The 23,662-nt window shown below is 44.2% G+C and carries 19 protein-coding genes; 6 read left to right on the top strand and 13 right to left on the bottom strand.

Features of this window, described 5'->3' with window-relative positions; translation table 11 throughout:
• Positions 1-17: 17 nt before the first annotated feature.
• The 7 genes from QWZ04_RS16815 to QWZ04_RS16785 form a co-directional block, all read right to left on the bottom strand.
• Entirely contained in the window at positions 18-1,928 is a 1,911-nt protein-coding gene (locus tag QWZ04_RS16815) for a TonB-dependent receptor domain-containing protein (protein WP_290329410.1), read from the bottom strand.
• Between the two features lie 210 nt (positions 1,929-2,138).
• On the bottom strand, positions 2,139-3,488 hold the full coding sequence (locus QWZ04_RS16810) for a HAMP domain-containing sensor histidine kinase (RefSeq protein ID WP_290329409.1): 1,350 nt from the start codon (positions 3,486-3,488) through the stop codon (positions 2,139-2,141).
• On the bottom strand, positions 3,485-4,261 hold the full coding sequence (locus QWZ04_RS16805) for a response regulator transcription factor (protein WP_290329408.1): 777 nt from the start codon (positions 4,259-4,261) through the stop codon (positions 3,485-3,487). The genes QWZ04_RS16810 and QWZ04_RS16805 overlap by 4 nt, the downstream gene beginning before the upstream one ends.
• A 54-nt stretch (positions 4,262-4,315) precedes the next feature.
• Positions 4,316-5,104, bottom strand: a complete 789-nt coding sequence (locus tag QWZ04_RS16800) for a siderophore-interacting protein (protein ID WP_290329407.1) — start codon at positions 5,102-5,104, stop codon at positions 4,316-4,318.
• A 37-nt stretch (positions 5,105-5,141) separates the two neighbouring features.
• On the bottom strand, positions 5,142-5,900 hold the full coding sequence (locus tag QWZ04_RS16795) for an iron ABC transporter ATP-binding protein (RefSeq protein ID WP_290329406.1): 759 nt from the start codon (positions 5,898-5,900) through the stop codon (positions 5,142-5,144).
• Positions 5,901-5,906: 6 nt separating this feature from the next.
• Entirely contained in the window at positions 5,907-6,854 is a 948-nt protein-coding gene (locus QWZ04_RS16790; protein WP_290329405.1) for an iron chelate uptake ABC transporter family permease subunit, read from the bottom strand.
• Positions 6,847-7,782, bottom strand: coding sequence for an ABC transporter permease (locus QWZ04_RS16785; RefSeq protein WP_290329404.1), 936 nt, complete (start codon positions 7,780-7,782; stop codon positions 6,847-6,849). Before QWZ04_RS16785 ends, QWZ04_RS16790 begins: the two co-directional genes overlap by 8 nt.
• Before the next feature lie 190 nt (positions 7,783-7,972).
• Here QWZ04_RS16785 and QWZ04_RS16780 point away from each other — a divergent pair, with 190 nt between their 5' ends.
• Complete coding sequence (locus QWZ04_RS16780; protein WP_290329495.1) at positions 7,973-9,157, top strand: MFS transporter; 1,185 nt, start codon at positions 7,973-7,975, stop codon at positions 9,155-9,157.
• Between the two features lie 90 nt (positions 9,158-9,247).
• Here the strand turns inward: QWZ04_RS16780 and xylA are convergent, their stop codons facing one another.
• Entirely contained in the window at positions 9,248-10,567 is a 1,320-nt protein-coding gene (gene xylA / locus QWZ04_RS16775; protein ID WP_290329403.1) for a xylose isomerase, read from the bottom strand.
• A 1,006-nt stretch (positions 10,568-11,573) separates the two neighbouring features.
• Here xylA and xylF point away from each other — a divergent pair.
• Genes xylF through QWZ04_RS16760 form a run of 3 tightly spaced genes read left to right on the top strand, consistent with a single transcriptional unit; the run spans position 11,574 to position 15,335 of the window.
• Entirely contained in the window at positions 11,574-12,569 is a 996-nt protein-coding gene (xylF, locus tag QWZ04_RS16770; protein ID WP_290329402.1) for a D-xylose ABC transporter substrate-binding protein, read from the top strand.
• A 59-nt stretch (positions 12,570-12,628) separates the two neighbouring features.
• Positions 12,629-14,158, top strand: a complete 1,530-nt coding sequence (locus tag QWZ04_RS16765) for a xylose ABC transporter ATP-binding protein (protein ID WP_290329401.1) — start codon at positions 12,629-12,631, stop codon at positions 14,156-14,158.
• 4 nt (positions 14,159-14,162) lie between these two features.
• On the top strand, positions 14,163-15,335 hold the full coding sequence (locus tag QWZ04_RS16760; RefSeq protein WP_290329400.1) for a sugar ABC transporter permease: 1,173 nt from the start codon (positions 14,163-14,165) through the stop codon (positions 15,333-15,335).
• A gap of 130 nt (positions 15,336-15,465) precedes the next feature.
• Here QWZ04_RS16760 and QWZ04_RS16755 read toward each other — a convergent pair whose 3' ends face one another.
• Positions 15,466-16,671 (bottom strand): XylR family transcriptional regulator, encoded by a 1,206-nt coding sequence (locus tag QWZ04_RS16755; RefSeq protein ID WP_290329399.1) that lies wholly within the window; start codon positions 16,669-16,671, stop codon positions 15,466-15,468.
• Between the two features lie 241 nt (positions 16,672-16,912).
• Here QWZ04_RS16755 and xylB point away from each other — a divergent pair, with 241 nt between their 5' ends.
• Positions 16,913-18,364, top strand: a complete 1,452-nt coding sequence (xylB, locus tag QWZ04_RS16750) for a xylulokinase (RefSeq protein ID WP_290329398.1) — start codon at positions 16,913-16,915, stop codon at positions 18,362-18,364.
• Positions 18,365-18,850: 486 nt separating this feature from the next.
• Entirely contained in the window at positions 18,851-20,059 is a 1,209-nt protein-coding gene (locus QWZ04_RS16745) for a family 43 glycosylhydrolase (RefSeq protein WP_290329397.1), read from the top strand.
• A gap of 47 nt (positions 20,060-20,106) precedes the next feature.
• Here QWZ04_RS16745 and QWZ04_RS16740 read toward each other — a convergent pair whose 3' ends face one another.
• Genes QWZ04_RS16740 through ugpE form a run of 4 tightly spaced genes read right to left on the bottom strand, consistent with a single transcriptional unit; the run spans position 20,107 to position 23,647 of the window.
• On the bottom strand, positions 20,107-20,811 hold the full coding sequence (locus QWZ04_RS16740) for a glycerophosphodiester phosphodiesterase family protein (protein ID WP_290329396.1): 705 nt from the start codon (positions 20,809-20,811) through the stop codon (positions 20,107-20,109).
• On the bottom strand, positions 20,802-21,599 hold the full coding sequence (locus tag QWZ04_RS16735) for a DeoR/GlpR family DNA-binding transcription regulator (protein WP_290329395.1): 798 nt from the start codon (positions 21,597-21,599) through the stop codon (positions 20,802-20,804). Before QWZ04_RS16735 ends, QWZ04_RS16740 begins: the two co-directional genes overlap by 10 nt.
• Before the next feature lie 13 nt (positions 21,600-21,612).
• Positions 21,613-22,800 (bottom strand): sn-glycerol-3-phosphate ABC transporter ATP-binding protein UgpC, encoded by a 1,188-nt coding sequence (gene ugpC / locus QWZ04_RS16730; RefSeq protein ID WP_290329494.1) that lies wholly within the window; start codon positions 22,798-22,800, stop codon positions 21,613-21,615.
• A 4-nt stretch (positions 22,801-22,804) separates the two neighbouring features.
• Positions 22,805-23,647 carry a sn-glycerol-3-phosphate ABC transporter permease UgpE gene (gene ugpE, locus QWZ04_RS16725; RefSeq protein ID WP_290329394.1) on the bottom strand — a complete coding sequence of 281 codons (843 nt, stop codon included), beginning with the start codon at positions 23,645-23,647 and terminating at the stop codon, positions 22,805-22,807.
• Positions 23,648-23,662 lie beyond the last annotated feature (15 nt).

Here is a 23,662-nt window from a genome sequence, read left to right as displayed (position 1 = left end):
TTAACTAGGAGTTAAGTTTAAAATGCCCAACTGGCATTGAAGCGAACATCTCGACCCGCCTGCGCGTAACCGTAGTCATACCAAGAAGCGTGGTCTTTGTAGTAATTGTCGAATAGGTTTTTGATGCTGAGTGTGAGCGCTAGGTCATCGCCTGCCATTGGTAGCCAACGTGCGTAGATGTCATGAACATCGTAAGCGTCTTTTTCAGACTCACCGGCTGCAACATGCGTCAGTTTTTCTACGAAGCGGCTATTCCAACCGAACGCTAAGCTGTCGTTATGTTGGTAATTTAGATCCAGCACCCATGTATCACCAATGGATGTGCCTAGGTTGAAGTCATAATCTCGTAATGGGCTGCCGTTTAATTCAGGGCGAGATTGGTTGTAACTAAGGTGAGTCGATACTTTATCAAACTCATACCCTGCATAACCGGTTACGCCTTTGGTACGAAGCTCGCCTAAGTTAGCCATGACGGTCTTGCCGTTAATTTTGGTTTTGCCTACGACGTTTTCAATTTTGTTATCAAACAGAGTGACACCAGCCGTGAAAGATTGTTTCGCGTATTTCACGCCAATGTCTTTGTTAGTGGCTTCTTCAGCAACTCGATTTTCATCGTTGACGGCCCAACCCACTAAGAACATTTCTTTGGTTTGCTGGCCTCTAAAGGCTTGAGCGATGCTGACATGAACGTTAATTTCAGGAGTAATGAAGTAACTGGCACTGACGTTCGGGCTAAAGCCACTAGAGCTAAATGAAGAGTGGCCATCTTCATCCAGCTTGTACCAATCGTAACGAGCACCTGCTGAAAGTAATAACGCTTGGGTTACCTGCCAATCATCTTGAATAAAGACGCCGTAAACGGTGCCATCTTCAGTGTGGTCTTTCCCGCCCGTTGCGAAGCGCACTTCGTCTTTTTTGTAATCGACACCCGTAATTAGAGTGTGACTTGCAAAGTTTGCGGTGTTGAATATCTTGCCCCCGTTCGTAGTGATCGTGCCGTCACTGGTGCCGTAGCTGGGGTTGTCTATGTGCGCGAGTTTGCTCGCTGTGGTGTACAGAGCCGAATCTAAATTGATGCTACTGCTGTGGGTCCACTGGTGGTTAGCCGTAATGGTTTGGCGTTCGGTTTCTTGTCGAATAGGTACATTCTTGTTTCTAAACTCGACTGGTTGCATATGAGGCTTGATCAAACGGGTGCCGTCATCGTTACGGTAGTCGTAGCTCAATGACAATGCTTGTGTATCGGTTAGATCACCTGAAAGCTTAATTAACGCGACTTTTTGCTCATATGCGGTGTTTTTTTCTTCTTCGCCGTCGCCATTAACAAGGTTATCACCCTTGTTGTAGCCGAATGATGTCAGAATCCCCCAGTTGTCTGAGACACGGCCATAAAGGCTTGCTGAGGCTTTTTTACCACCATTGTTGGTGTAATAGCCGCCTTTCACTTGGGCGCCAAATTGTTGATCTGCCGCCAGTAGGTCATCGGCATTTTTGGTGGTGAACTTGATTGAACCACCCAAAGCGCCAGGGCCATTGGTTGCGCGGCCAGCACCGGCATTCACTTCTACTTTTTCAAGCAGTTCAGGCTCAATAGACAGGCGACCCTGGTGGTGGAATAAGCTACCAGACTGCTCTGCACCATCGATGGAGACATTTAGCATGGTGTCTTCTAAACCACGAACATAGATTTTTTGAGAGACACCGGAAGAGCCACCAACGCTTACTTCAGATTGCTTACGGAAGATGTCGTTCAAGTCTTGGGCTTGAGATTTGTCGAGTGCATCCGAGTCAATACTGATATCAACAGGTTGAGCTTTGGTTGCCGTCACTTGAATGACTTCTACGTCATCACTGGCAAAAGAAGGCGTAGATGCCAAAAGAATAGAGGTGGCAATAAGGCTTAAATTGAACGTCGCTGTCGGTTTCACGGGAACCTCCGTTGTTAATGATAACTATTATCGATTGAAGTAATGCGGATGCGATAATGCGTCGCAAGCGTCCCCGAGTAAATGAATTTTACAACTGTTACAATTCATTCAGTATTTATCGCAACTTCATGCTTATTGGGGACTTAGCCCGATAATTCCGTAAGTAAACTTAAGTGCTTTTTCTTGTTTGATTAATTGCCAAGTGTTTGGTTAATCGCCAAGTGGCAGCGTAATGACGATTTCAAGCCCGCCATCGCAATGATTGAACGCTTTCACACTTCCTTGTACGGCTTCGATATGTCGCTCTGCTAATGCGAGCCCTACGCCAAAGCCACTTCGTGTGTGATCTTTCTGTTTTACTTTAAAAAATGGCGTAAAAATTTTGCCTAATAGCATGTCAGGCACCCCGGGGCCAGAGTCGATAATATGAATGGAAACGTCATGTTCACCTTGGTGATGATGTACCCGAAATAGGTGCCCCGAAGGGGTATAGCGCAAGCCATTGCGAACGATGTTCTCGATAGCCTGTGCCAGCGAACGTTGATTTGAATGCGCTAGCGGAAGCTGCTCTGGTAATTGATTTTCAATCGTGACTTCTGGGTATTCAAACTGGGCGTCCTCTAAGATCACTTCGATTAACTCACTTAAATCAAAAGACTCTTGTCTTAGGTTGGGCTTTTCGTTGTCGAGCCATGCGAGTGTTAGGGTGTCTTCTGCTAACTGACGCATGGCTTTGGTTTCTTGTCCGACGCGCTTGAGCATTTGTGGTGAGTCAATATTCTGTTCGGCACAATTTAATGCCATTTCTATTCGAGTAAGCGGTGTTCTTATCTCGTGAGACATATCTGCAATTAAATGACGCTGGTGGGAAATAAGATCGGAAGTACGTTCTGCCATTTGATCGAACGTTCTTGCTACTTGGCTAAACTCGTCTTTACCCAAGCGCACTGTGTCGCCAATACGTACATCGTAGTTGCCTTGGCTAAAGGCTTGTGTTGCGCTATGGAGCCTTTTAATGGGCTTCATGACGTAGCGATAAAGGTAGATCGTCAGTGCAAATAAACTGGCAAATGGAATGATGAAACGAAATACCCAAAAGGCATGAGAAACGTAAGTTCCCGGGCGCATGCGATCGGGCAATAGAATCAAAAAGTGCTGATTACTCGGGCTGAGTGTCACTTCCATTATGGGGTTAGTGGGGAAATCGAGGTGAATTTTCCAATCGACGTTTCGGCCAATTCGGTACCCATCGAGAAAACGTTGATTCAGTGCCGCGCCTCCTAATACATTAATTTGTGACCGAACGACGGTTGTCCATGTATTTTCGGTTTGCCCTAAATCGGTTAGCCACGCATCCAGCTTGGTTGTGCCATTGGCTTGATCCGCTTCGAGCAGCATTTGCGCTGTGTTGCCCCAATCTTCAATCTCCTGGCGATGAGATTGGTCTAAAAAACTCATGGTTTCTTTGGTGTGGATAGCGGCGCTGTGAAGCATGGAGAAGAAAAACACCATGCCCAAAGCTAGTACCACAAAGAGCCGCCAAAATAGGACCTTCTTCATTTGAATAAATAGCCTTTGCCATAAAGCGTTTGAATACGTTCCGCATCCATCCCGTGACTGACGAGCTTTTTACGAATACGGCTTAGGTGCATGTCTAAGCTTCGATCGTATTGACTGTAATCTCGTTCCAGAACCGCTTGGTATAGGTAAGCTTTGGATAGAGCTTGCCCTTTATTTTGGACTAGAGTCCAGAGTAGTTTGAACTGAACGGGGGTGAGTTGAATGGCCTCCGTACCTTGGCACAATGCACTCGATGGGTCTTTGAGCACTTGAACTTGATGACTCGAACGGTCGAGGGATAATTCGGAATCGAGGCTCTGAAGTGTGCGATTGTAAGGACTATATTGTGGAGCGGTGCGTCTTAAAATAGCCTCAATACGTAACTGCACTTCAGTAAAGCTACATGGTTTGGTGACGTAATCGTCAGCGCCACTTTTTAGGCCTCGAATACGGTGCTCTTCCGCACCTGATGCGGTTAACATCATCACAGGAGTGGTGGACTTCTCGCGGATGTATTGCAGAAGCCCAAAGCCATCGACCTCAGGTAGGTCAACATCCAATATGATCAAATCAAACCAGCCTGTTTTCAATCGTTCAAGTGCTTTTAGACCGCATGTTTCGGAACTGACTTTGTAGTGCTGAACTTGCAATAGACGAGTCAGTTGAGTATTGAGGTCTAAGTCATCTTCGACGAGTAGAATCTCAAATTCAGGCTGTTCAGATTTGGTGGTAAAACCGGATTCGTGGTCGGAAAAACTCGGTGAATCAAACATAATACAGTCCGCTATTCAAATCATGGCTGGTGCCGTAATCAGGTGAAGGTTAGGTTATTGTTGGCTTTCGAGATCTTGGCGCTTGTCAATTTTATGCTGATCTTCTGTGCGGCCTTTTTTCCAGTAACTGCTCAGATACAATGCATCTTTATCGACGTCTTTCTCGTTACGTAGAAACTGCCTCATTTGGCGCATCGCGCTAAATTCGCACGCGGCCCACGCTGATACGCGGCCTTCACGCCATGGTTGTGCCTTAACTGCATTAATGAGTGCGGAGTCTTCTGCGCCCGTTACGTTGCTTTCTACCCAAACCAGCTCTATGCCATCGGGCTTAACGAGGGGCTGCTTGTCTTCAGCGCTGGTGATTTGGATAACAGCAAAGCCAACGGCGTCTTGTCTGAGCTGTTCTAACACCGTTGACAGCGCAGGAAGAGCGGTCATGTCTGCGGCAAAGCAATACCAATCTGCATGGGTATCAACGGCTTTGATGGTGCCTGGCCCGCGAACGGATATGTTGGTGCCGATTTCGACATTTTGTGCCCAATAAGAGGCGATGCCATTTTCTAACTGATTGCCATGTAGAACAAAATCAACATCGATTTCATTGGCTTGTGTGTTCAGTTTACGAATGGAGTAAGTACGGAGTAACGGGTCTTGATTGACCGTTTCTGCTGAGATATGTGCTTGGCCTTGAGCGTTTAGCTCCAGTTTGATGTACGCTCCCGCATAATCATTACCGGCAAATGCTTGTAGCCAATCGCCACTCAACGTGAGGCGTAGCATATGAGGCGTAACGGTTTTTTTTTGTGTGACCGTTAGCAATTTTGGTTGTGTTTTGTTCATAATATTTCCTTTTAAACGAACATATGAGTGATGAGCTTTATTGGTAGTAGAGGCAGATGCGTTGCCCATCAATTTGCTCAATACGAAATGTCGTGTCGTAAATTTTTGATAGCACGTCTGGCTTAATGACCTCGTCGACGGTGCCGTTGATTTGCACCACGCCTTTTTTAAGCGCAATGATGTTGTCGGAGTAACAGGAAGCGAAGTTGATGTCGTGTATGACGATCACCACTGCCTTATGTAGTTCTTTGGCCAACACTCGAATGTTCTTCATGATTTGAAGAGAGTGCTTGATGTCTAGGTTATTGAGTGGTTCATCTAGGAAGACATAATCAGTGTCTTGTGCGACGACCATAGCGATAAAGGCCAATTGGCGTTGACCGCCACTCAACTCATCTAAGTATTTATCTTGAATATCTTGTAGGTCCAAGTAGGCAATGGCTTTGTTGATGATCGATTGGTCTTCATCGGTCAGTGCCCCTTGGCTATGAGGAAAGCGGCCAAAAGCCACCAACTCTCGAATGGTAAAACGCATCGCCAAATTATTGGACTGCCTTAATACCGCTAAGCGTTTTGCCAGCGCCTTTGTGTCCCACGCGGCCAGTTCTTTGTTATCAATAATGACTTGCCCACTGTCTCGACTTAATAATCGGCTTGCCATAGACAGTAGAGTACTTTTTCCCGCACCATTCGGGCCAATAATCGCAGTGACTTCACCTTTGACAAAGTTGGCGCTCGCTTGGTCTATGACCATTTGCTTGCCAAATGCTTTGCTGATGTTTTGAATTGAAATCATAGCGATTTATACCTTTTGACGAATAAGTAGAGATAGGAAGTAGATCCCACCAACAAAGTTAATGATGACGCTAATAGTGGTTTCAAAACTGAACAGATTTTCGATGATCCATTGACCACCAAGCAGCATTGCGATGGAGATGAACGCCCCAAAAATCATCAGATCTTTATGACGATAAGAGTTCATGCATTGACGAGTAACGTTGGCGACTAACAGGCCAAAAAATAAGATCGGGCCGACCAAAGCGGTGGAGATTGAAATCAAAATCGAGATTAAGATGAGAATGTGCTTGGTGACTTTTTTTACATCGACACCTAGGCTAATGGCGTTGTCTTTGTCTAACCAAAACACATCCAATTTACGGCAATATAAAAATAGCGTCGCCATGACTAAGCTGAGTGGTACAAGACTTACGTAAACTAAGTCGCTGTTTACATTATTGAAGCTGGCAAACATAGATCCTTGGAAAAAGGCAAAGTCGGTCGGGTCAAGCAACAGAACGATAAAGTTAGCGACATTGGCAAGTAACTGACCCACCACCACACCAAGTAACATGAGGGTGAGAATATTCGGATTTTCTTGTCTGAAGTAGAGCGAGAACATCACCAAAGACAAACCAACCATCACCACAATCGATATGGCGAAATTGAGGTAGGTGCTGAGCATGACACTACCGAGCCCACCAAGAATGAACACAAACAACACTTGAATGAGTAGGTATAGGTAGTCGAACCCCAATAAGCTCGGGGTAAGGATTCGGTTATGAGTGACGGTTTGGAACACCAAAGAAGACTGTGCGATGGCGACCGCCGCAATTACGATGGCTAAAACTTTTGGCACACGGCGAGATAAGAAGTATTCGTAGTTATCGGCATCTAGCCCTACTCCGATAAACAAAAAGGCAAACAGCAGAGCGGCCGCGGCACTGGCGACAATCAATAGGTTATCACGCATTTCGTTTGTCCTTAGCGATAAGCGCAATGAATACAGCGCCACCAATTAAACTGATGCTGAGAGAAACAGGGATTTCATAAGGGAAGATGACAACACGACCAAGCACGTCGCAGACCAGCACTAAAATGGCTCCACAAATGGCGGTGTAAGGGATGTTTTTTCTGGCGTTGTCACCCAAATATAACGCCACTAAATTTGGGACAATTAAGCCTAGAAACGGCATCTCACCCACAATCATCACAACTGTTGCTGACAATACCGATACCAAGACCACGCCAATCAACACGACTTGTCGATAATTGAGACCTATGTTGGTCGCAAAGTCTTTGCCCATTCCAACGGCAGAGAGCCGAGTGGCGTACCCATAGCTAAATAGAGTAATGGGAATGGCGATGTACAGCAGTTCGTAGTTGCCTTGCAACATGGTTGAAAAATTGGCGATAGTCCAAGTGGACAAGTTTTGGATGTAATCGTAACGGTAGGCAATGAATGTGGATGCCGCGTCAACGACGTTACCAAAAATGATCCCGACCAAAGGCACATAGATAGCATCTTTGAATTGAATGGCATGAATAAAACGCACGAAGATTAACGTGCCGATGATGGCGCAACCAAATATTAGCCAAAGATTGCTGCCGTGGCCAAAGAACACCAAACTCAAGACATAGCCAAACATGGCGCATTGAATTGTGCCAGAAGTAGAGGGAGCGGCGAACCTGTTTTGACTGATCTGCTGCATGATAAGCCCCGCGATACTTAACCCAGCTCCAGATAACCAGATAGCAAGTAGCCTAGGGATACGGCTGATAATAAATAGCTCCCACGCGGCAGGATCGCCAGCCAGCAGATCTTCGATGGATAAGTCCGCAACACCAACAAAGAGCGACAGAACACTAAGGATAAATAGGATGGCAACGAGCTTTTTCACGAAAGTAACCCTACTGATAATCATTCGTATTATTAATTGAGTTGGAAAGGTATCTCATTCACGCTGTAAATAACAGAGAAAAATGCATATGACCGACGGTATTTACACTGTAAAGAGCCGCAAGATTGGTCGTAGTAATTCAGTACTATTAGGCATATGCTTAATAACGATATTCATGGATGGAAATGGTATGGAAACCAAAGCAAAACACAGTTGGCAAACGCCTCATAACTTCTTACTTATTATTTCGATCGTGGTGCCGATTGCCTTTGCCAGCTGGCAGGCTCTGCTGAATAATTTTGTTATTGAGAAAGCGAATTTTACCGGTGCTGATATCGGATTGCTGCAAAGCGTACGGGAAATTCCGGGCTTTTTAGCATTTACTGCGGTGTTTGTTTTGCTGTTTATTCGTGAGCAGAGATTCATGATTGTATCCTTGATCATGCTTTCAGTAGGAACGGCAATTACTGGCTTTTTCCCGTCTCTACCTGGCCTGCTTTGTACCACCTTGCTGATGTCGGTCGGGTTTCACTATTTTGAAACGCTGAAACAGTCACTGTCATTGCAGTGGTTATCCAAAGACGAAGCGCCCGAATTCTTAGGTAAGATGATCTCGGTAGGCGCTCTGGCTTCATTGTGTACTTATGGTGGCCTGTGGCTGATGCTGACGTACTGGCAGCTAGACTATATTTGGGTTTACCTTATTACTGGTGGCACAGCCTTTGTGGTTATGGTCGTCATTGCCATCTCATTTCCATTATTTCCTAGCCACACACAGCAAAATAAATCCTTGGTGCTAAGAAAGCGCTATTGGCTGTACTACGCCTTGACGTTCATGAGTGGCGCAAGACGACAGATCTTTGTCGTGTTTGCCGGTTTCTTAATGGTTGAAAAATTTCACTATAGCGCCGCTGATATCTCGCTGTTGTTTCTCATTAACTATGGATTTAACTGGTTATTTGCTAAGAAAATAGGTCAACTGATCGGTAAGTTTGGTGAAAAGAAAGCACTGGTTTTTGAATACATCGGTTTGATTTTTGTGTTTGCAGGCTATGCAGTTGTAGAAAGCGCGGAATGGGCGGCCGCGTTATACGTCATTGACCATTTGTTCTTCGCATTCGCACTGGCCATTAAAACGTATTTCCAGAAAATTGCTGACCCCGCTGATATGGCGTCTACTGCGGGTGTGTCTTTCACCATTAATCATATAGCCGCCGTGGTCATCCCTGTCGTGTTTGGTGTGATGTGGTTAGTTTCGCCTGCGAGTGTGTTTTTCGCTGGTTGCGGTATGGCGGTAGTGTCTTTGATACTGGCATTCAACGTACCAGCGAAGCCAAGCGATGGTAATGAAGTTAACCGGTTCGCTTGGCGGTAGCGGTATAAGTTGAAAAATAAATCGACAAAAAAAGTTTTTGTGTGCGAAGTATTAAGTCATGAGTTTGTTGGCGTTTCGCAAGCCATGCTGCTATTTGTAAATGAACCCGTTAACGATGTTTTCAAGATGCTCTTGTTGACCTGATGCTTGAACGGGTTGAATATCATTGCTAACTGCAAATTGAGCGACTTGCTCTAGGTTCATGTCGCCTGCCAGGATCTTTTTGCCGAGATCTTCATTCCAACCTGCGTAGCGTTGAGCTATTTTCTTCGACAGAACATCATTTTCTATCATGTTTGCAGCGCGTTCTAATGATAGTGCCATCGTATCCATGCCACCGATATGACCATGGAATAGATCCGCAAGGTCTGTAGAGGGTCTGCGAACTCGTGCATCGAAGTTGAATCCGCCCGTAGTAAAGCCGCCTGCTTTTAGAATTTCATACATGACGAGCGTGTTTTCTTCAACACTATTTGGAAACTGATCGGTATCCCAACCCAGTTGTGGGTCACCACGGTTTGCGTCGATAGAACCAAATACGCCCAAAGATGTGGCTGTTGCGACTTCATGCTGGAAGCTATGCCCGGCTAAAGTGGCATGGTTCGCTTCGATATTGACCTTGATTTCGTTTTCTAAACCAAACTGTTTTAAGAAGCCATAGACTGTTGCTGTATCGTAGTCGTATTGGTGTTTTGTTGGCTCTTGAGGTTTTGGTTCAATTAGAATAGAGCCCTTAAAACCAATTTTGTGTTTATGTTCAACGACCATTTGCATTAAACGACCTAGTTGTTTACGTTCCTGGCGTAGGTCGGTATTCAATAAGGTTTCGTACCCCTCTCGGCCGCCCCACAGTACGTAGTTTTCGCCACCTAGGCGGTGTGTGGCGCCCATGGCATTAAAGATTTGGGTTGCAGCGTAGGCAAATACTTTAGGATCTGGGTTTGTGCCAGCCCCCGCCATGTAGCGAGCATTGGAGAATGCATTTGCGGTGCCCCACAAGAGTTTTAAACCCGTTTCTTCCTGTTTTCTTTCAAATACATCTACCATTGTTTGGAAGTTATTGACGTACTCTTTAAGTGAATTACCCTCGGGTGCGATGTCTGTGTCATGGAAACAATAGTAAGGAACGTTAAGTTTGGAGAAAAACTCAAATGCCGCGTCGGCTTTCATTAACGATTGTTCCATTGGATCGTTCGCTTTTAGCCATTGATGATCAAAGGTGCCGTCACCGAAAATATCAGCGCCCCCCCAGCGGAAATTGTGCCAATAGCACGCTGCGAAGCGTAAGTGCTCTTTCATACTTTTGCCAAGGATCATTTTATCTGCATCGTAATGGCGAAAAGCAAGCGGGTTTGAAGATTCAGAACCTTCAAATTGAATTTTATTTATTTGTTTGAAATATTCAGTCATATCCATGTCCAGTAAGTTAATTATTAGGTCCTGTTCAGCCTTAATGTTTTACTTTTTTTCGATATGCCGCAATTATGTTTTTTGATACTAAATTTCACCTTTCTGTTAAATGTGCCCTATATCTCATAAACAGGATGAATCTGAATAAATAGTAAACTTCATATCAAGTTTGGTTGTTTCCTATTTCGTTATTTAATGATTAGTATCACAAAAAATTAATACCATAAAAGAAATGATATATATGACAATTTAATTATATTGGATAGGGGTTTAACATATAATTAAACGAAATAAGAGGTGATGAAGGTATAGTAGGATCTCCTATTTTAACGTTATAAAAAATGCAGAGAGCAAGGAAAGCACTTTAACAACTTACCCCCATTGTTTATCGCTCCTGATAAACGATTTCGCCCCACTTCATGTGGGGCTTTTTCTGTTCTCAAACCACCCTCAAAGGTGGTTTGAGAACAGTGATAGAGTGGATGCATGGATGGTTAACTTGATAATATTGTGAATTGATTTTTTGTTCAATTTAATCAGGACTATAGATGTAGCTATTCAGTGATTTAAACAGCGGATCAACTTCCAATATTTGTACTTATAACATTGAAATAGTGATGAAAATAGCTCTAAAATGATGAGTCGTATAACAGGTAGAGCCAAGGCTAGTGTAGTAGCGCATGCATATAATGGAAGGATGGTTCACCTTAATTCGTATGATTATAACGATAATTGAGATTGGTTTCATATTGGATTGATTTTATTGTTATCAGTAAATATGGTTGCGATATTACAGGATGAGAAATTCGGGGGAATTTCATTACCAAAACTGTAAACATCACGTTATTTTTATAACCTCCGTCACACCTTTTTAGAAAAACAAAATAACGTAAAAAGAGTGTGAGAAAAACGAAAGGAAGAAAAGAAATTTTACAGCTAATTTAATTGTGCTTGCCAATTAATTGGTTTTTAAAAAAGTCATAGTGAAACTAAAAAGGATAATATAATGAAAAAGGTAATTTCTCTTCTATGTACTGCTGCTCTTGCTTTTGCTGCAATCCCTACATTTGCGGACACTGTAAAAATCGGTATGGCGATTGATGACCTTCGTCTAGAGCGCTGGCAAAAGGACAGAGATATTTTTGTTGATAAAGCGGAAGAGCTTGGCGCAAAAGTATATGTGCAATCTGCAAACGGTAATGAGCAAACTCAAATATCTCAGATCGAGAACATGATTTCTCGTGGTGTTGATGTGCTTGTCATTATTCCTTACAACGGTGAAGTGCTTACTAATGTGATTGCAGAAGCAAAGCGTGATGGAATTCAAGTTCTCGCATACGACCGTTTAATTAATAACGCTGAAATCGATTTCTACTTGTCGTTTGATAATGAAAAAGTAGGTGAGATGCAGGCGAAAGCCATGCTAGATCAAAAACCAAACGGCAATTACTTCCTAATGGGTGGTGCGCCAACAGATAACAACGCTAAGTTGTTCCGTCAAGGCCAAATGAATGTGCTGCAATCGAAAATTGATTCTGGTGATATCACAGTGGTTGGTGATCAGTGGGTTGATTCGTGGTTAGCGGAAAATGCTCTTAAGATCATGGAAAATGCACTAACGGCAACCAACAACAACATCGATGTAGTTGTCGCTTCGAATGACGCAACCGCTGGTGGCGCAATTCAAGCGTTAGGCGCACAAGGTTTAGCCGGTAAAGTATCTATCTCGGGCCAAGATGCAGACTTAGCGGCTATTCGCCGTATTGTTGATGGCACTCAAACGATGACGGTATACAAACCTATCAGTAAATTAGCAGCACGAGCGGCGGAAATTGCTGTTGAACTAGGCAGTAACGAAGCGCCAGAAACCAATGCTGTTCTTAATAATGGTGTTAAAGACGTACCAGCTTGGTTACTAAAACCAATCGCTGTTAACAAAACCAATATTAAGACGACAGTAATTGCTGACAAATTCCACTCTGAAAGCTCGGTCTATCAATAAGGCATCAATCAAGGGCTGGGGTTTACCCTAGTCCTCGTTTTATGATCAAGGAGTGTGGTATGGAGTCGTTGTTAGAAATGCGGAATATTGTTAAACGATTCGGTGAAGTAAAAGCACTGGATGGTGTCAGTATTACGTTGGGTCGTGGTGAGGTACTTTCTCTTTGTGGAGAGAATGGTTCCGGAAAGTCGACGTTGATGAAAGTGTTATGTGGGATCTATCCTCATGGTGACTTTGAAGGCGAGATCATCTTTGAAGGTCAAACTGTGAAAGCAAAGGGGATAGCGGATACTGAAGGGTTAGGTATAGCAATCATCCACCAAGAGTTGACACTGGTGAAAGAGTTGTCGGTGTTAGAGAACCTGTTTCTCGGTGCAGAAATAGAAACGTTTGGCATTCTTGATTTTGACCGAATGCATGCAGAATCAGCCAAGCTATTAGAAAAGGTAAAATTGAATATTTCACCTGAAACACGCGTTGGTGATTTAGGGGTGGGTCAACAGCAATTGATCGAAATTGCTAAAGCACTTTCTAAAGATGCAAAGATTCTGGTTTTGGATGAACCGACCGCTCCCCTAACAGAATCAGAAACCGAGATACTGTTAGACCTAGTCGAGAACCTTAGGCAACAGGGGGTGAGTTGTATTTATATCTCCCATAAGCTTAATGAAGTGAAAGCCATTTCAGACCAAATTTGTGTGATTCGGGACGGTACACATATTGGCACAAAATCGGCGGCGACCATGACAACGGACGACATTATTACCATGATGGTTGGTCGTGAAATGAAGCAATTGTTTCCAAGAGAGGATCACGATATTGGTGATGTAGTATTGGAAGCTAAAAATATTAACGCCTTCGATAAAATGAACCCTCATATTTCAAAAGTAGCTAACGTTAGTTTTGTATTGCGCCGAGGAGAAATTCTGGGTGTTTCTGGCTTAGTAGGGGCTGGTCGTACGGAATTAATGGAGTGTATCTATGGTTGTTATCAAGGAAAGTCGAGTGGCGAAATTTCCTTAAATGGCAAGCAACTGGCCTTGGGAAGTAGCAGGGATGCCTTGCAAGCGGGCATTGCCATGGTACCGGAAGATCGTAAACGGCATGGCATCATTCCGATTATGGGTGTGGGTGAGAACATCACACTTGCAGGCTTAGACGGTTTTGCCAAGTTCGGAATATTGGACGACATCAAAGAAGCCGCTGAAATTAGCCAATCTATTCAATCTTTAACGGTTAAAACCCCTAACGCTGAGCTTCCGATACGTAACTTGTCTGGTGGTAATCAGCAAAAAGCTATCTTGGCGCGGTTTTTAATGGTGAATCCTCAGGTGCTTATATTGGATGAACCGACTCGCGGTATTGATGTTGGGGCGAAGTATGAGATCTATAAGTTGATGTTTAAGCTAGTAAAACAAGGTATTAGCATCATCATGGTTTCATCGGAGCTGCCAGAAGTACTAGGGATCAGCGATCGCGTACTCGTTATGCACGAAGGGAATTTGAAAGGTGACCTGGTTAATCAGGGGCTCACTCAAGAGAAAATCATGGATTGCGCGCTCTCAGAAAAGCTCGCTCAAGAGGTATGATGTCATGGAACAAGTAAAATCAGTATCGACAGACTCAGGTTTCAATTGGAAGAGTTGGTTTCAAGGAGCAAAACTACAGTTATTGGTAATGGCGACCGCCATCATTATGATCATGCTATTTTTTAGCGTCATGACGGAATGGGCATACTTATCGCCACGAAACATATCGAACTTATTTAGACAGACATCGATCACCGGCATTCTTGCCATAGGAATGGTGTTTGTCATAATTAGTGGTGAGATTGATCTGTCTGTTGGTTCAATGATGGGCCTATTGGGCGGTGCCGCCGCAATATTGGATGTGTGGTTTGGTCTACCGTTACCACTGACGATTGTACTCACACTTGGTGCGGGATTCTTACTGGGCCTATGGAATGGTTGGTGGGTAGCGTATAGAAAGGTGCCATCTTTCATTGTAACACTCGCAGGAATGTTGGCGTTTAGAGGTATCTTGATTGGTATTACCGATGGAACGACCGTTGCGCCCATATCAAGTGAGATGGGCCTGATAGGACAAAGCTACCTGCCTAATATGATCAGTATGGTGATGGGTGTTGCTGGGTTAGCAATGTACTTTGCATGGCAAAAGAAGCGAAGAGTCACAAGAAACCAGTATCAACTTCCTGTGGAAGCGGCGCGAACTGCCCTTATGAAGCATAGTTTATTGGGTGTCGGTGTTCTTAGTATCATTCTAATTCTTAACGACTACCGAGGTGTACCGACCCCTGTACTTCTATTGGCCGTGTTCTTGATTGTTGGAACCTTTATAGCGAACAAAACTCAGTTTGGTCGCCGTATTTACGCAATTGGTGGCAACATTGAAGCGAGCCGACTTTCAGGGATCAATGTTGAGAAGACTAAGCTGTCTGTGTATGCGATGAATGGTTTCCTTGTCGGGGCTGCAGCGCTCGTGCTTAGTAGCCGTTTAGGTGCAGGCTCTCCATCTGCCGGTAATATTGCTGAACTGGATGCCATTGCTGCTTGTGTTATCGGCGGGGCAAGTATGGCGGGTGGTGTTGGTACGGTTATCGGTGCAGTGATTGGTGCTTTTATTATGGCTTCACTGGATAACGGTATGAGTATGATGGATGTTCCAACTTTCTGGCAATACGTTGTTAAAGGTGGAATTTTATTACTCGCCGTTTGGATGGATAGCGCAACAAAAGTGAAGCGTTAATCGCTCGTTAATAGGGCAGAATATTTCGGCCCTATTAAGCCTAAAAATAATGTAACTGACAAAAAATGGCCCTAATTATTAGGGCCATTTTTTGTTTTAGGTTGTTTGGTTTCTTTTTTATTGTGAGAGGTTAATTATCCCCGTTAGAACGAGATGCTTCACGGTAGTCTTTAGGGGTTTGTTCGAGGTTTTTCTTAAATACGGTGTACATGTATTGCAAAGACGGGTAACCGCATAACTCGGCGATTTCCAAGATGGGTAATGATGTACCTTGCAATAATGAACAGGCTCTTTTTAGTTTAGAGTTGTGGATTTCCTGGTGAATTGAATGGTTACGTTCTTCTCTGAAGCGAGCTTCCATGTTGGAGCGTGATATTCCTACATTATCCAGAACTTGATCGACCTTAATGCCTTTACAAGCATTATGGCGAATAAAGTGCATTGCTTGTATTACGTATGGGTCTTTTAATGCTTGGAAGTCAGTACTTTGTCTCTCAAAGACTTTAGTCGGTGGGATCAAGACCCGCGCAAACGTGTTGTTTTGGCTTGATGATGCAGGTTCCTTATGTTGATTATCTAGCAGTTTATGCAGCATTTTCGCCGCTCGATACCCCATATCTTTACAGCCTTGACCTACCGAGCTGAGTGACACGCGGGTAAGGTAACGAGCCAGCTCTTCGTTATCTATACCTATTACGGATACTTTGTCTGGCACCATGATACCTAGCTGTTCACAGGTTTGCAGGAGGTGACGAGCACGAGAGTCGGTTACCGCAATGATTCCGGTTGGTGTCGGTAAGCGCTGCAGCCAGTCAGCAAGCCTATTCATGTCATATTGCCATGTTTGTGGGCTGGTTTCTTTTCCTCGATAGATAGCGCTAGCATACCCCTCACGCTCAACGATTTTTTTAAAGGCGAGTTCTCGTTCCAACGCCCAGCGTTTTGCCGGGTCGTGCGGGATACCGTAAAACGCGAAATGTTCCAACCCTTTTTCTTTTAGGTGTTGAAAGCCTAATTCGATCAAAGCTTCGTTGTCGGTGGCTACGTACGGAACAGGAGGGTAGTCTTCTTTGTTGGTGTATGACCCGCCAACGCCGATAACAGGAATGTCAGATTCAGAAAGTAGAGCTTGAATCTCTGGGCTATCAAAATCCGCAATGATCCCATCTCCTGTCCAATTTTTAAAGTTATCTAGGTGAGTTACGAAATCTTCTTCTAGAAAGATATCCCATTCACACTGAGAAGCCTGCAAATATTCACCGATGCCTTCAATTACTTGTCGGTCATAGACTTTATTGGCATTGAAGAGCAGAGTAATACGATATCTTCTATTCATAATATCCTTATTGTTAACTTTGTCAGCCCCATTGTTATTTTAGGATTGTAGCAGCGAAGACTCCATACAGGGTGTGATCTCTCGCCCATTCAATAAATGAGTGAAACTCACTGTTAAATAACGTAATTGTATAAAGGGTGCAGTGGATTAGTATTGAATAATCAGAAAAAGCGTCCACCGACATTTCCCCTGCGGTTTTAGCCCCGTGGTCTGTCGAATCGCAATCAATAGAGGTTATGTTATGTATATCGGAATTGACTTAGGCACTTCAGGTGTTAAATCAATCATTATGTCCAGAGCTGGCGAAATAATGGGTACAAAAACAGCCGAATTGTCGGTGTCTCGGTTAAAGCCACTGTGGTCGGAGCAAGATCCTGCCGATTGGTGGCAAGCAACTTGCCAATGCATAGAAGAACTAGGAAAAGAATTTGATTTATCTATGGTTAAAGCCATTGGTTTATCAGGGCAAATGCACGGAGCGACCTTGCTTGATAACACCGGAAATGTCATCAGGCCTGCGATTCTATGGAATGATGGCCGTTGCGAAGAAGAGTGCAAACAGATCGAGAAAGAAGTACAAAACTGCCGTGACATTACGGGCAATATTATGATGCCGGGCTTTACTGCTCCGAAATTAAAGTGGGTCGAAAACTACGAGCCGGAATTGTTTAGAAAAATTGATAAGGTGCTGCTTCCTAAAGATTATTTGCGCTTTAAAATGACGGGTGACTGTGCATCCGAAATGTCTGATTCAGCTGGTACTGCTTGGCTGGATGTTAAAGCGCGCGATTGGAGTGATACGTTATTACGTGCGACCGGATTAACAAGAGAGAACATGCCAACGCTTTATGAAGGCAGCGACGTAACAGGGACTTTGAGTGAAGACGTCGCGCATAAATGGGGTATGTCTTGTGTTCCTGTGATTGCCGGCGGGGGTGACAATGCCGCCGGTGCCATCGGGGTTGGGTTAACGGAACCTGGCCAAGCGATGTTATCGTTAGGTACTTCAGGTGTTTATTTCGTGGTAAGTGATGGTTTTGTTTCTAATCCGGAATCGGCTTTGCACAGTTTTTGTCATGCGCTTCCAAACACGTGGCATACCATGTCTGTTATTTTGAGTGCGGCATCATGTCTAACATGGGTTGCGGAGTTGACCGGGTTTGATGATGTGGGAGAGATGATCTCAAGCGTAGAGAAAGACGTAGACCAACATTCCATTGTCATTTTTCTCCCTTACTTATCGGGTGAACGTACCCCTCATAATGATCCAAATGCCAAGGGTGTATTTTTTGGTATGACACACACTACGTCCCGTAATGAACTTGCTTTGTCTGTACTTGAGGGGGTCGGATTCGCGTTTGCGGACGGGTTTGACGCACTACATGACACAAAAATGGTTCCTGATGAGGTTTCACTGATTGGTGGCGGAGCGAGAAGTGAGTACTGGCGACAAATGCTGGCGGATATCGTCGGATTACCGTTAGTGTATAGAAAAGGCGGAGATGTTGGCCCTGCTTTAGGGGCGGCTCGGCTCGCTATTCTAGGCGTGGATGAATCAGCAACGGTGAAGGAGGTGTGTCCAGTACCAGAACTTGTTCAGAGGCACGAGCCGAACCAAGCGTTGCAACAGCACTACAAAACGAAGAGAGTGACTTACCGAAAATTGTATGCAAAACTAAAAGACGTATTTTAGTGTACTAATTTTTGTGAAATAAATAATATTTAATTATATTACAGTTAACACGAATTAAGTGTTAACTGTAATTATACTTGCGTGCTATTTTATTTGTCTAAGTTAGATGGTAGGAAATGTAATATGGACTAAAAATTACACCATCTATTTTTGTGGTTCTGTTGGCTTATCAATTTAAATTGGTTATTTTGTGATTTAACCTTTTGATTTAACCTTTTGATTTTTAATGATTATTACTTGGTGTTATTGGCTTTGTTTGTGATTTTTTATAACTGAAATAGATAAAGTTAATATATCTTCCCTGTAATTTGTTTATCTGATTATGTTTTTTGTTAATTGTGATAATGTCTTTGTTTATGCAATGTCGTTCTTTATTTATAGCAAGATGTGAACTTTACTCACTTCAAGTTGGCTGCTCATTTATTGTGCAGGTTTCTTTTCGAAGTACTTATCTTTACAACATGAAATACAAGGACGAATTAAGTAATGAACATCACAAACAGTCGCTCTTTTAGTTATAAGAGCCTTATTTTATCAGTGGTTATTGCGCCTATGGTGATCACGAGCGCGTATGCGGAAACGCTTAGAAACAGAACGTTGCTTCCTGAAGCTTGGGCTCCAAATTTGATCTGGGATGGTGGTAGCAACCCGCACTTTAATCAGTGGCATCCGGTGGGATCAGCGGATCCAACGGCGAAAGTATTTGACGGGAAGTTGTACGTCTACACCTCTACAGACAGTAAAGAGCTCTGCCAGATTCGCTCCGATAAACTGCAAAAGCACGCTTACTCTCCTTGGGCTAATACGGGTTTCTGTATGCCTGGATACCAAGTTTTTTCATCAATCGATACGGCACTCAATCAAAGTTCGTGGGAAAAACATGGGCTGGTACTGCGTCAGAAAGATGTGCCTTGGGCGCGAAAATCAGCGGAGGGTTGGGGTCACAGTGCAACTATGTGGGCCGCCGATGTGGTAAAAGGAGATGATGGAAAATACTACATGTTCTTCCCAAGTGTTCGCCAAGATAACAGCCACCAAACCATTGGTGTCGCTGTGTCTAATTCACCTGAAGGGCCATTTGTTGCAAGAGAAAATCCTATCTCGACCAACAATAACTTTGATCATGTCTTTGATCCATCAGTTATCAAAATAGGCACTCAGTGGTATATTTTTTATGCGAAGAATGGTGGTGGTGGCAATAAAGCCATTTGGGCTGCCAAAATAGATGCTAACTTCGATTATATATACAACCCGCTTGATCTTGGATTAGAACCTGGTAGCTATTTGGAAGGGCCGCATGCTTATAAAGTAGGAAATGACGTGTGGTTGCAATGGGCAAGTGTTACGGCTCCGGCAAGTTGGCCTTACCCTGGAGGCTATCAGATCAAACATGCAGTCGCTTGGAACAATAATAACCCACTGCATAACTTTGATCAGAGGGGAATTTTAGTACACCCATTTGGTCAAGCAGGAACTAATCACGGTTCAGTGGTTCACTGGGCGAATAACTACTGGGCGTTCTACCATGACCACGTTAACGGAAAAAACGACGGTTATAATCCGACCGCGCCTGATCAAATCCATAATTACAGACGTGCCATGTACAGCTTAGTTGAAGCTGACATGACTAATCGTGGGCAAATAAGTGCATTTAGACCGGACAAAGTGGTTAGCAAGCCGAGTTTGTCAAATTAAGTGCATGTAGTCGTTTTTCTGCTGCCCTAAGGTGATGCCTAAAGCGACTACAAAAAACGAGTTGGATAATCAGTGAAAATTGCGTCTACGTCATTAAGTAGCGGGAAGCTGGTCGGCTCGTTAACCGTATAACACCACACTTGATACCCTAAACCTTTTAATTTGGTGACGGTCTCTTGAGTGGTGTTTTTGTAATAGAGGTGGCAGCTAAACGCGTTAACTTGCGCAAGCAGGATGCAGTCTCCATCACTGAGTTCATCGGAAATAACGCCAAGTCGGTACTCGCCACATTTTTCGGCAAGCTGTTTGACCACATCGTGGCTAAAACTCGAAATTAAAATCAAATCACGATTGATGTTAGCGCGTTCTAGCTCTGCTGTGAGTAAGGTGACAACGTGCGCAGGATCGTGGCGGTCAATTTTTACTTCAATATTGATGTGCAATGAATGTTGGCTAGCATGAGTTAACAATTCGGCTAACGTTAAAATCGGTTCGTGTGCAAAATCTGCTGCAAACCATCGACCGAAATCTAAGGCTTCCAATTCAGCTAAGGTGTGTTCATCGACTCGGCCTTTGCCATTACTGCATCGCTCTAGTGTATGATCATGACAAACCACCAACACATCATCTTTGGTTGGTTGCACGTCTATCTCAATCCATTTTAACCCTAAGGATATGGCTTGGTTAATACTGGCTTTGGTGTTCTCTGGGTGCGTACCTGCAACCCCACGATGACCGACGATTAGAGGCATAGTGTTTCCTTATGCTGTTCTTGTTGTTCACTGGCGCAGACTAATTCAACCTGATTTGTCAGGCAAAGCTGTTCAATAGTGTTTGATGATTTGTCTACAAACATGCGTTGTATTTCATTGAGTTTACCACTGACTACTGGCCCGTATCGGCCGAGTTTGGTTTTATCCAATACTAGCCAAGTTTGCTGGCTTTGCTCAATGATGGCTCGTGTTAAATGGGACTCTTCCGGCGTAAAATCAAGTAGCTGCCCCTTTTCTCCCAGCCCTCCAACACCAAAGATGCCAATTTTTATATTGAATTGACGATAAAAAGCCGTGGCAGACTCACCAACAGTGTCTTCATCGGACGGCCTAACATCACCGCCAGCTAAGTGCACCGCGATGTTTGGATTTCGGCTTAACATCAACGCTGCATTGATGTTGTTAGTGACAACGGTTAAGCCGGGGTGATCTAATAATGCTTGTGCCACGTGTTTTGGCGTGGTGCCAATTCCAAGGAAAATACTGGTACCCTCGGGGAGCTCTTGTACCACGCTTTGTGCGATGCATTGCTTGGCCGACAAGTTAAGAACCTCTCGATTGGTGAACGACAGGTTATCGTTAGCACTTGGCAGGGATATCCCGCCGTGCACTCGCCTAACCATGCCCTTGTCGCTCAAGTCGTTCATGTCTTTGCGTATGGTTTGTACCGACACTGAAAACCTTTCTGATAGCAAGGTACTCGATAACACGCCGTGCGCTTGCTCAAGATAGGTCAGTATGGCTTTTTGTCTTGAAGATAAACTCACGGTCTTGTCCTAATTAAGCAATGGCTTGTTTGTGTAATTCAACATCGCGATGATGCGAACCTAAGCGCTTTCCTTGTTCGTCAAAGATGTGCAGATTACTGTGGGCGACCGTCAGCGTCAGAGGCTGAGTTTGGTCTAACTCGATTTCTGGCGTAACGGCGATAAATGCATTGCCACTTACTTTGCCATGCACCAGTTGGTTTGGCCCAAGAGGTTCTACAACGCTGATATTTAATTTCAGAGTTAGTGCCAGTTCATGCATTGTTGTGGGGTCAGAGGCTTCCGCTGTTGGCGCAATCTCGGCGTGCTCTGGGCGAACACCTACAGTGACGTTACAGGCTTCGATATGGGCATATTGAGAGAGATAAAACGGCTGGCCTGCGACTTCTAGGCGGCCATTTTCTAATCGTGCTGAGATAAAATTCATCGCTGGGCTACCAATAAAGCTGGCCACAAAAGTACTGGCTGGCTGATGGTAAACTTGTGCAGGCGTGCCGACTTGCTCAATTTCACCTTGGTTGAGCACCACTATGCGATCGGCAAGGGTCATGGCTTCTACTTGGTCGTGGGTAACGTAAACACTGGTGACGCCAAGTTTGCGTTGCAACTTTTTGATCTCTAGGCGCATATGGGCTCTAAGAGAAGCGTCTAAGTTGGATAAAGGTTCATCAAACAGAAACAGCTGTGGATCTCGAACAATGGCTCGGCCCATGGCAACACGTTGACGTTGTCCGCCAGATAATTTGGATGGCTTTCGGTCAAGGTAATCTTCAATTTTTAGCGTTTTTGCGACTTTTTCAATCTTGGCTTGAATGTCTTGTTTGTTGACGTTGCGGTTTTTTAGGCCGTAAGCCAAATTGTCGTACACGCTCATGTGTGGGTACAGTGCGTAGTTTTGAAATACCATCGCGATATCTCGTCGTGCTGGTTTTTCTGTATCTACACGCCTATTGCCTAAATGAATCTCGCCACCGGAGATACTTTCTAGCCCTGCTATCGAGCGTAAAATGGATGACTTTCCACAACCAGACGGCCCCACCAGAACAATAAACTCGCCCTTTTTGATGTCTAGGCTAACGCCTTTTACCGCTTGGTGGCCATTCTCATAAGTTTTTATGAGATTACGAATATCCAACATGGTACGGTCCTTTTGGCTGCTTGCATTATTCATGTGGGTGACGTTGTTTTGCTTATTTTTGATGGCGTTATTTTTCACTTTCTACTAATCCTTTTACAAACCAACGTTGGAACACGACAACCACCAAAATAGGCGGAAACATAGCCAAAATTACCATGGCAAACGCATAGTCATAACGCGGTAAACTGGTTTCATTAATGTTATTCAATACTTGTTTAATGCCCATCACGATGGTGTTGTAGCTCTCATCGGTGGTCATCATGATTGGCCAGAGATACTGGTTCCACCCCACGACAAACATGATGATAAAGATGGCAGCAATCATGGTTTTAGAGAGCGGTAATAAGATGTCGATTAGGAAGCGAAATGGCCCTGCATTATCTAATTGTGCGGCTTCTAACAGTTCATCTGGAATCGTTTTAAAGAACTGCCTAAAGAAGAACGTCGCGGTCGCGGATGCAATTAACGGCAGAATTAACCCTGTGTAGCTATTAAGCATACCTAGACTTGAAACCACCTCATAAGACGGGATGATTCGCACTTCTAACGGTAGCAATAAGGTGACAAAAATCAGCCAGAACCACGCGGTGGCGTAAGGGAGGCGAAAATAAACCAAGGCGTAAGCGGCCATCATAGAAATAACGATTTTTCCGAAGGCAAAACCAAGGCCCATGATCATAGAGTTGATGATCATCGTTTGAGCGTTTACATCGTCATTGAACCCTAGGCTGGTGTTCCAGGCTTCATGGTAAATGGCAGAGAAATTATCGCCAGGTAACCATTGCAGGCCCTCACTTACGATGGTATTTGGATTGTGCGTTGAGCTGGCGAAAATCAGCCAGATGGGGATCAACATAAACAACGCACCAGTGATTAAAATCAAGTGGTCAGAGAGTCGGTTGCTCTTCATTATTATTTTGTCCTT

Origin of the sequence: Vibrio tapetis subsp. quintayensis (genome assembly GCF_030409945.1) — a bacterium.
GTDB classification, from domain to species: domain Bacteria; phylum Pseudomonadota; class Gammaproteobacteria; order Enterobacterales; family Vibrionaceae; genus Vibrio; species Vibrio quintayensis.
Note: the sequence above shows the minus strand (reverse complement) of the source record. Positions and strands in the feature narration are given on the sequence as shown.

Bases quoted from the DNA above. Each gene is read 5' to 3' on its own strand.
- QWZ04_RS16810 (WP_290329409.1), bottom strand. From the start codon at position 3,488: ATGAAGAAGGTCCTATTTTGGCGGCTCTTTGTGGTACTAGCTTTGGGC.
- QWZ04_RS16805 (WP_290329408.1), bottom strand. From the start codon at position 4,261: ATGTTTGATTCACCGAGTTTTTCCGACCACGAATCCGGTTTTACCACC.
- QWZ04_RS16800 (WP_290329407.1), bottom strand. From the start codon at position 5,104: ATGAACAAAACACAACCAAAATTGCTAACGGTCACACAAAAAAAAACC.
- QWZ04_RS16795 (WP_290329406.1), bottom strand. From the start codon at position 5,900: ATGATTTCAATTCAAAACATCAGCAAAGCATTTGGCAAGCAAATGGTC.
- QWZ04_RS16790 (WP_290329405.1), bottom strand. From the start codon at position 6,854: ATGCGTGATAACCTATTGATTGTCGCCAGTGCCGCGGCCGCTCTGCTG.
- QWZ04_RS16780 (WP_290329495.1), top strand. From the start codon at position 7,973: ATGGAAACCAAAGCAAAACACAGTTGGCAAACGCCTCATAACTTCTTA.
- xylA (WP_290329403.1), bottom strand. From the start codon at position 10,567: ATGACTGAATATTTCAAACAAATAAATAAAATTCAATTTGAAGGTTCT.
- xylF (WP_290329402.1), top strand. From the start codon at position 11,574: ATGAAAAAGGTAATTTCTCTTCTATGTACTGCTGCTCTTGCTTTTGCT.
- QWZ04_RS16765 (WP_290329401.1), top strand. From the start codon at position 12,629: ATGGAGTCGTTGTTAGAAATGCGGAATATTGTTAAACGATTCGGTGAA.
- QWZ04_RS16760 (WP_290329400.1), top strand. From the start codon at position 14,163: ATGGAACAAGTAAAATCAGTATCGACAGACTCAGGTTTCAATTGGAAG.
- QWZ04_RS16755 (WP_290329399.1), bottom strand. From the start codon at position 16,671: ATGAATAGAAGATATCGTATTACTCTGCTCTTCAATGCCAATAAAGTC.
- xylB (WP_290329398.1), top strand. From the start codon at position 16,913: ATGTATATCGGAATTGACTTAGGCACTTCAGGTGTTAAATCAATCATT.
- QWZ04_RS16745 (WP_290329397.1), top strand. From the start codon at position 18,851: ATGAACATCACAAACAGTCGCTCTTTTAGTTATAAGAGCCTTATTTTA.
- QWZ04_RS16740 (WP_290329396.1), bottom strand. From the start codon at position 20,811: ATGCCTCTAATCGTCGGTCATCGTGGGGTTGCAGGTACGCACCCAGAG.
- ugpE (WP_290329394.1), bottom strand. From the start codon at position 23,647: ATGAAGAGCAACCGACTCTCTGACCACTTGATTTTAATCACTGGTGCG.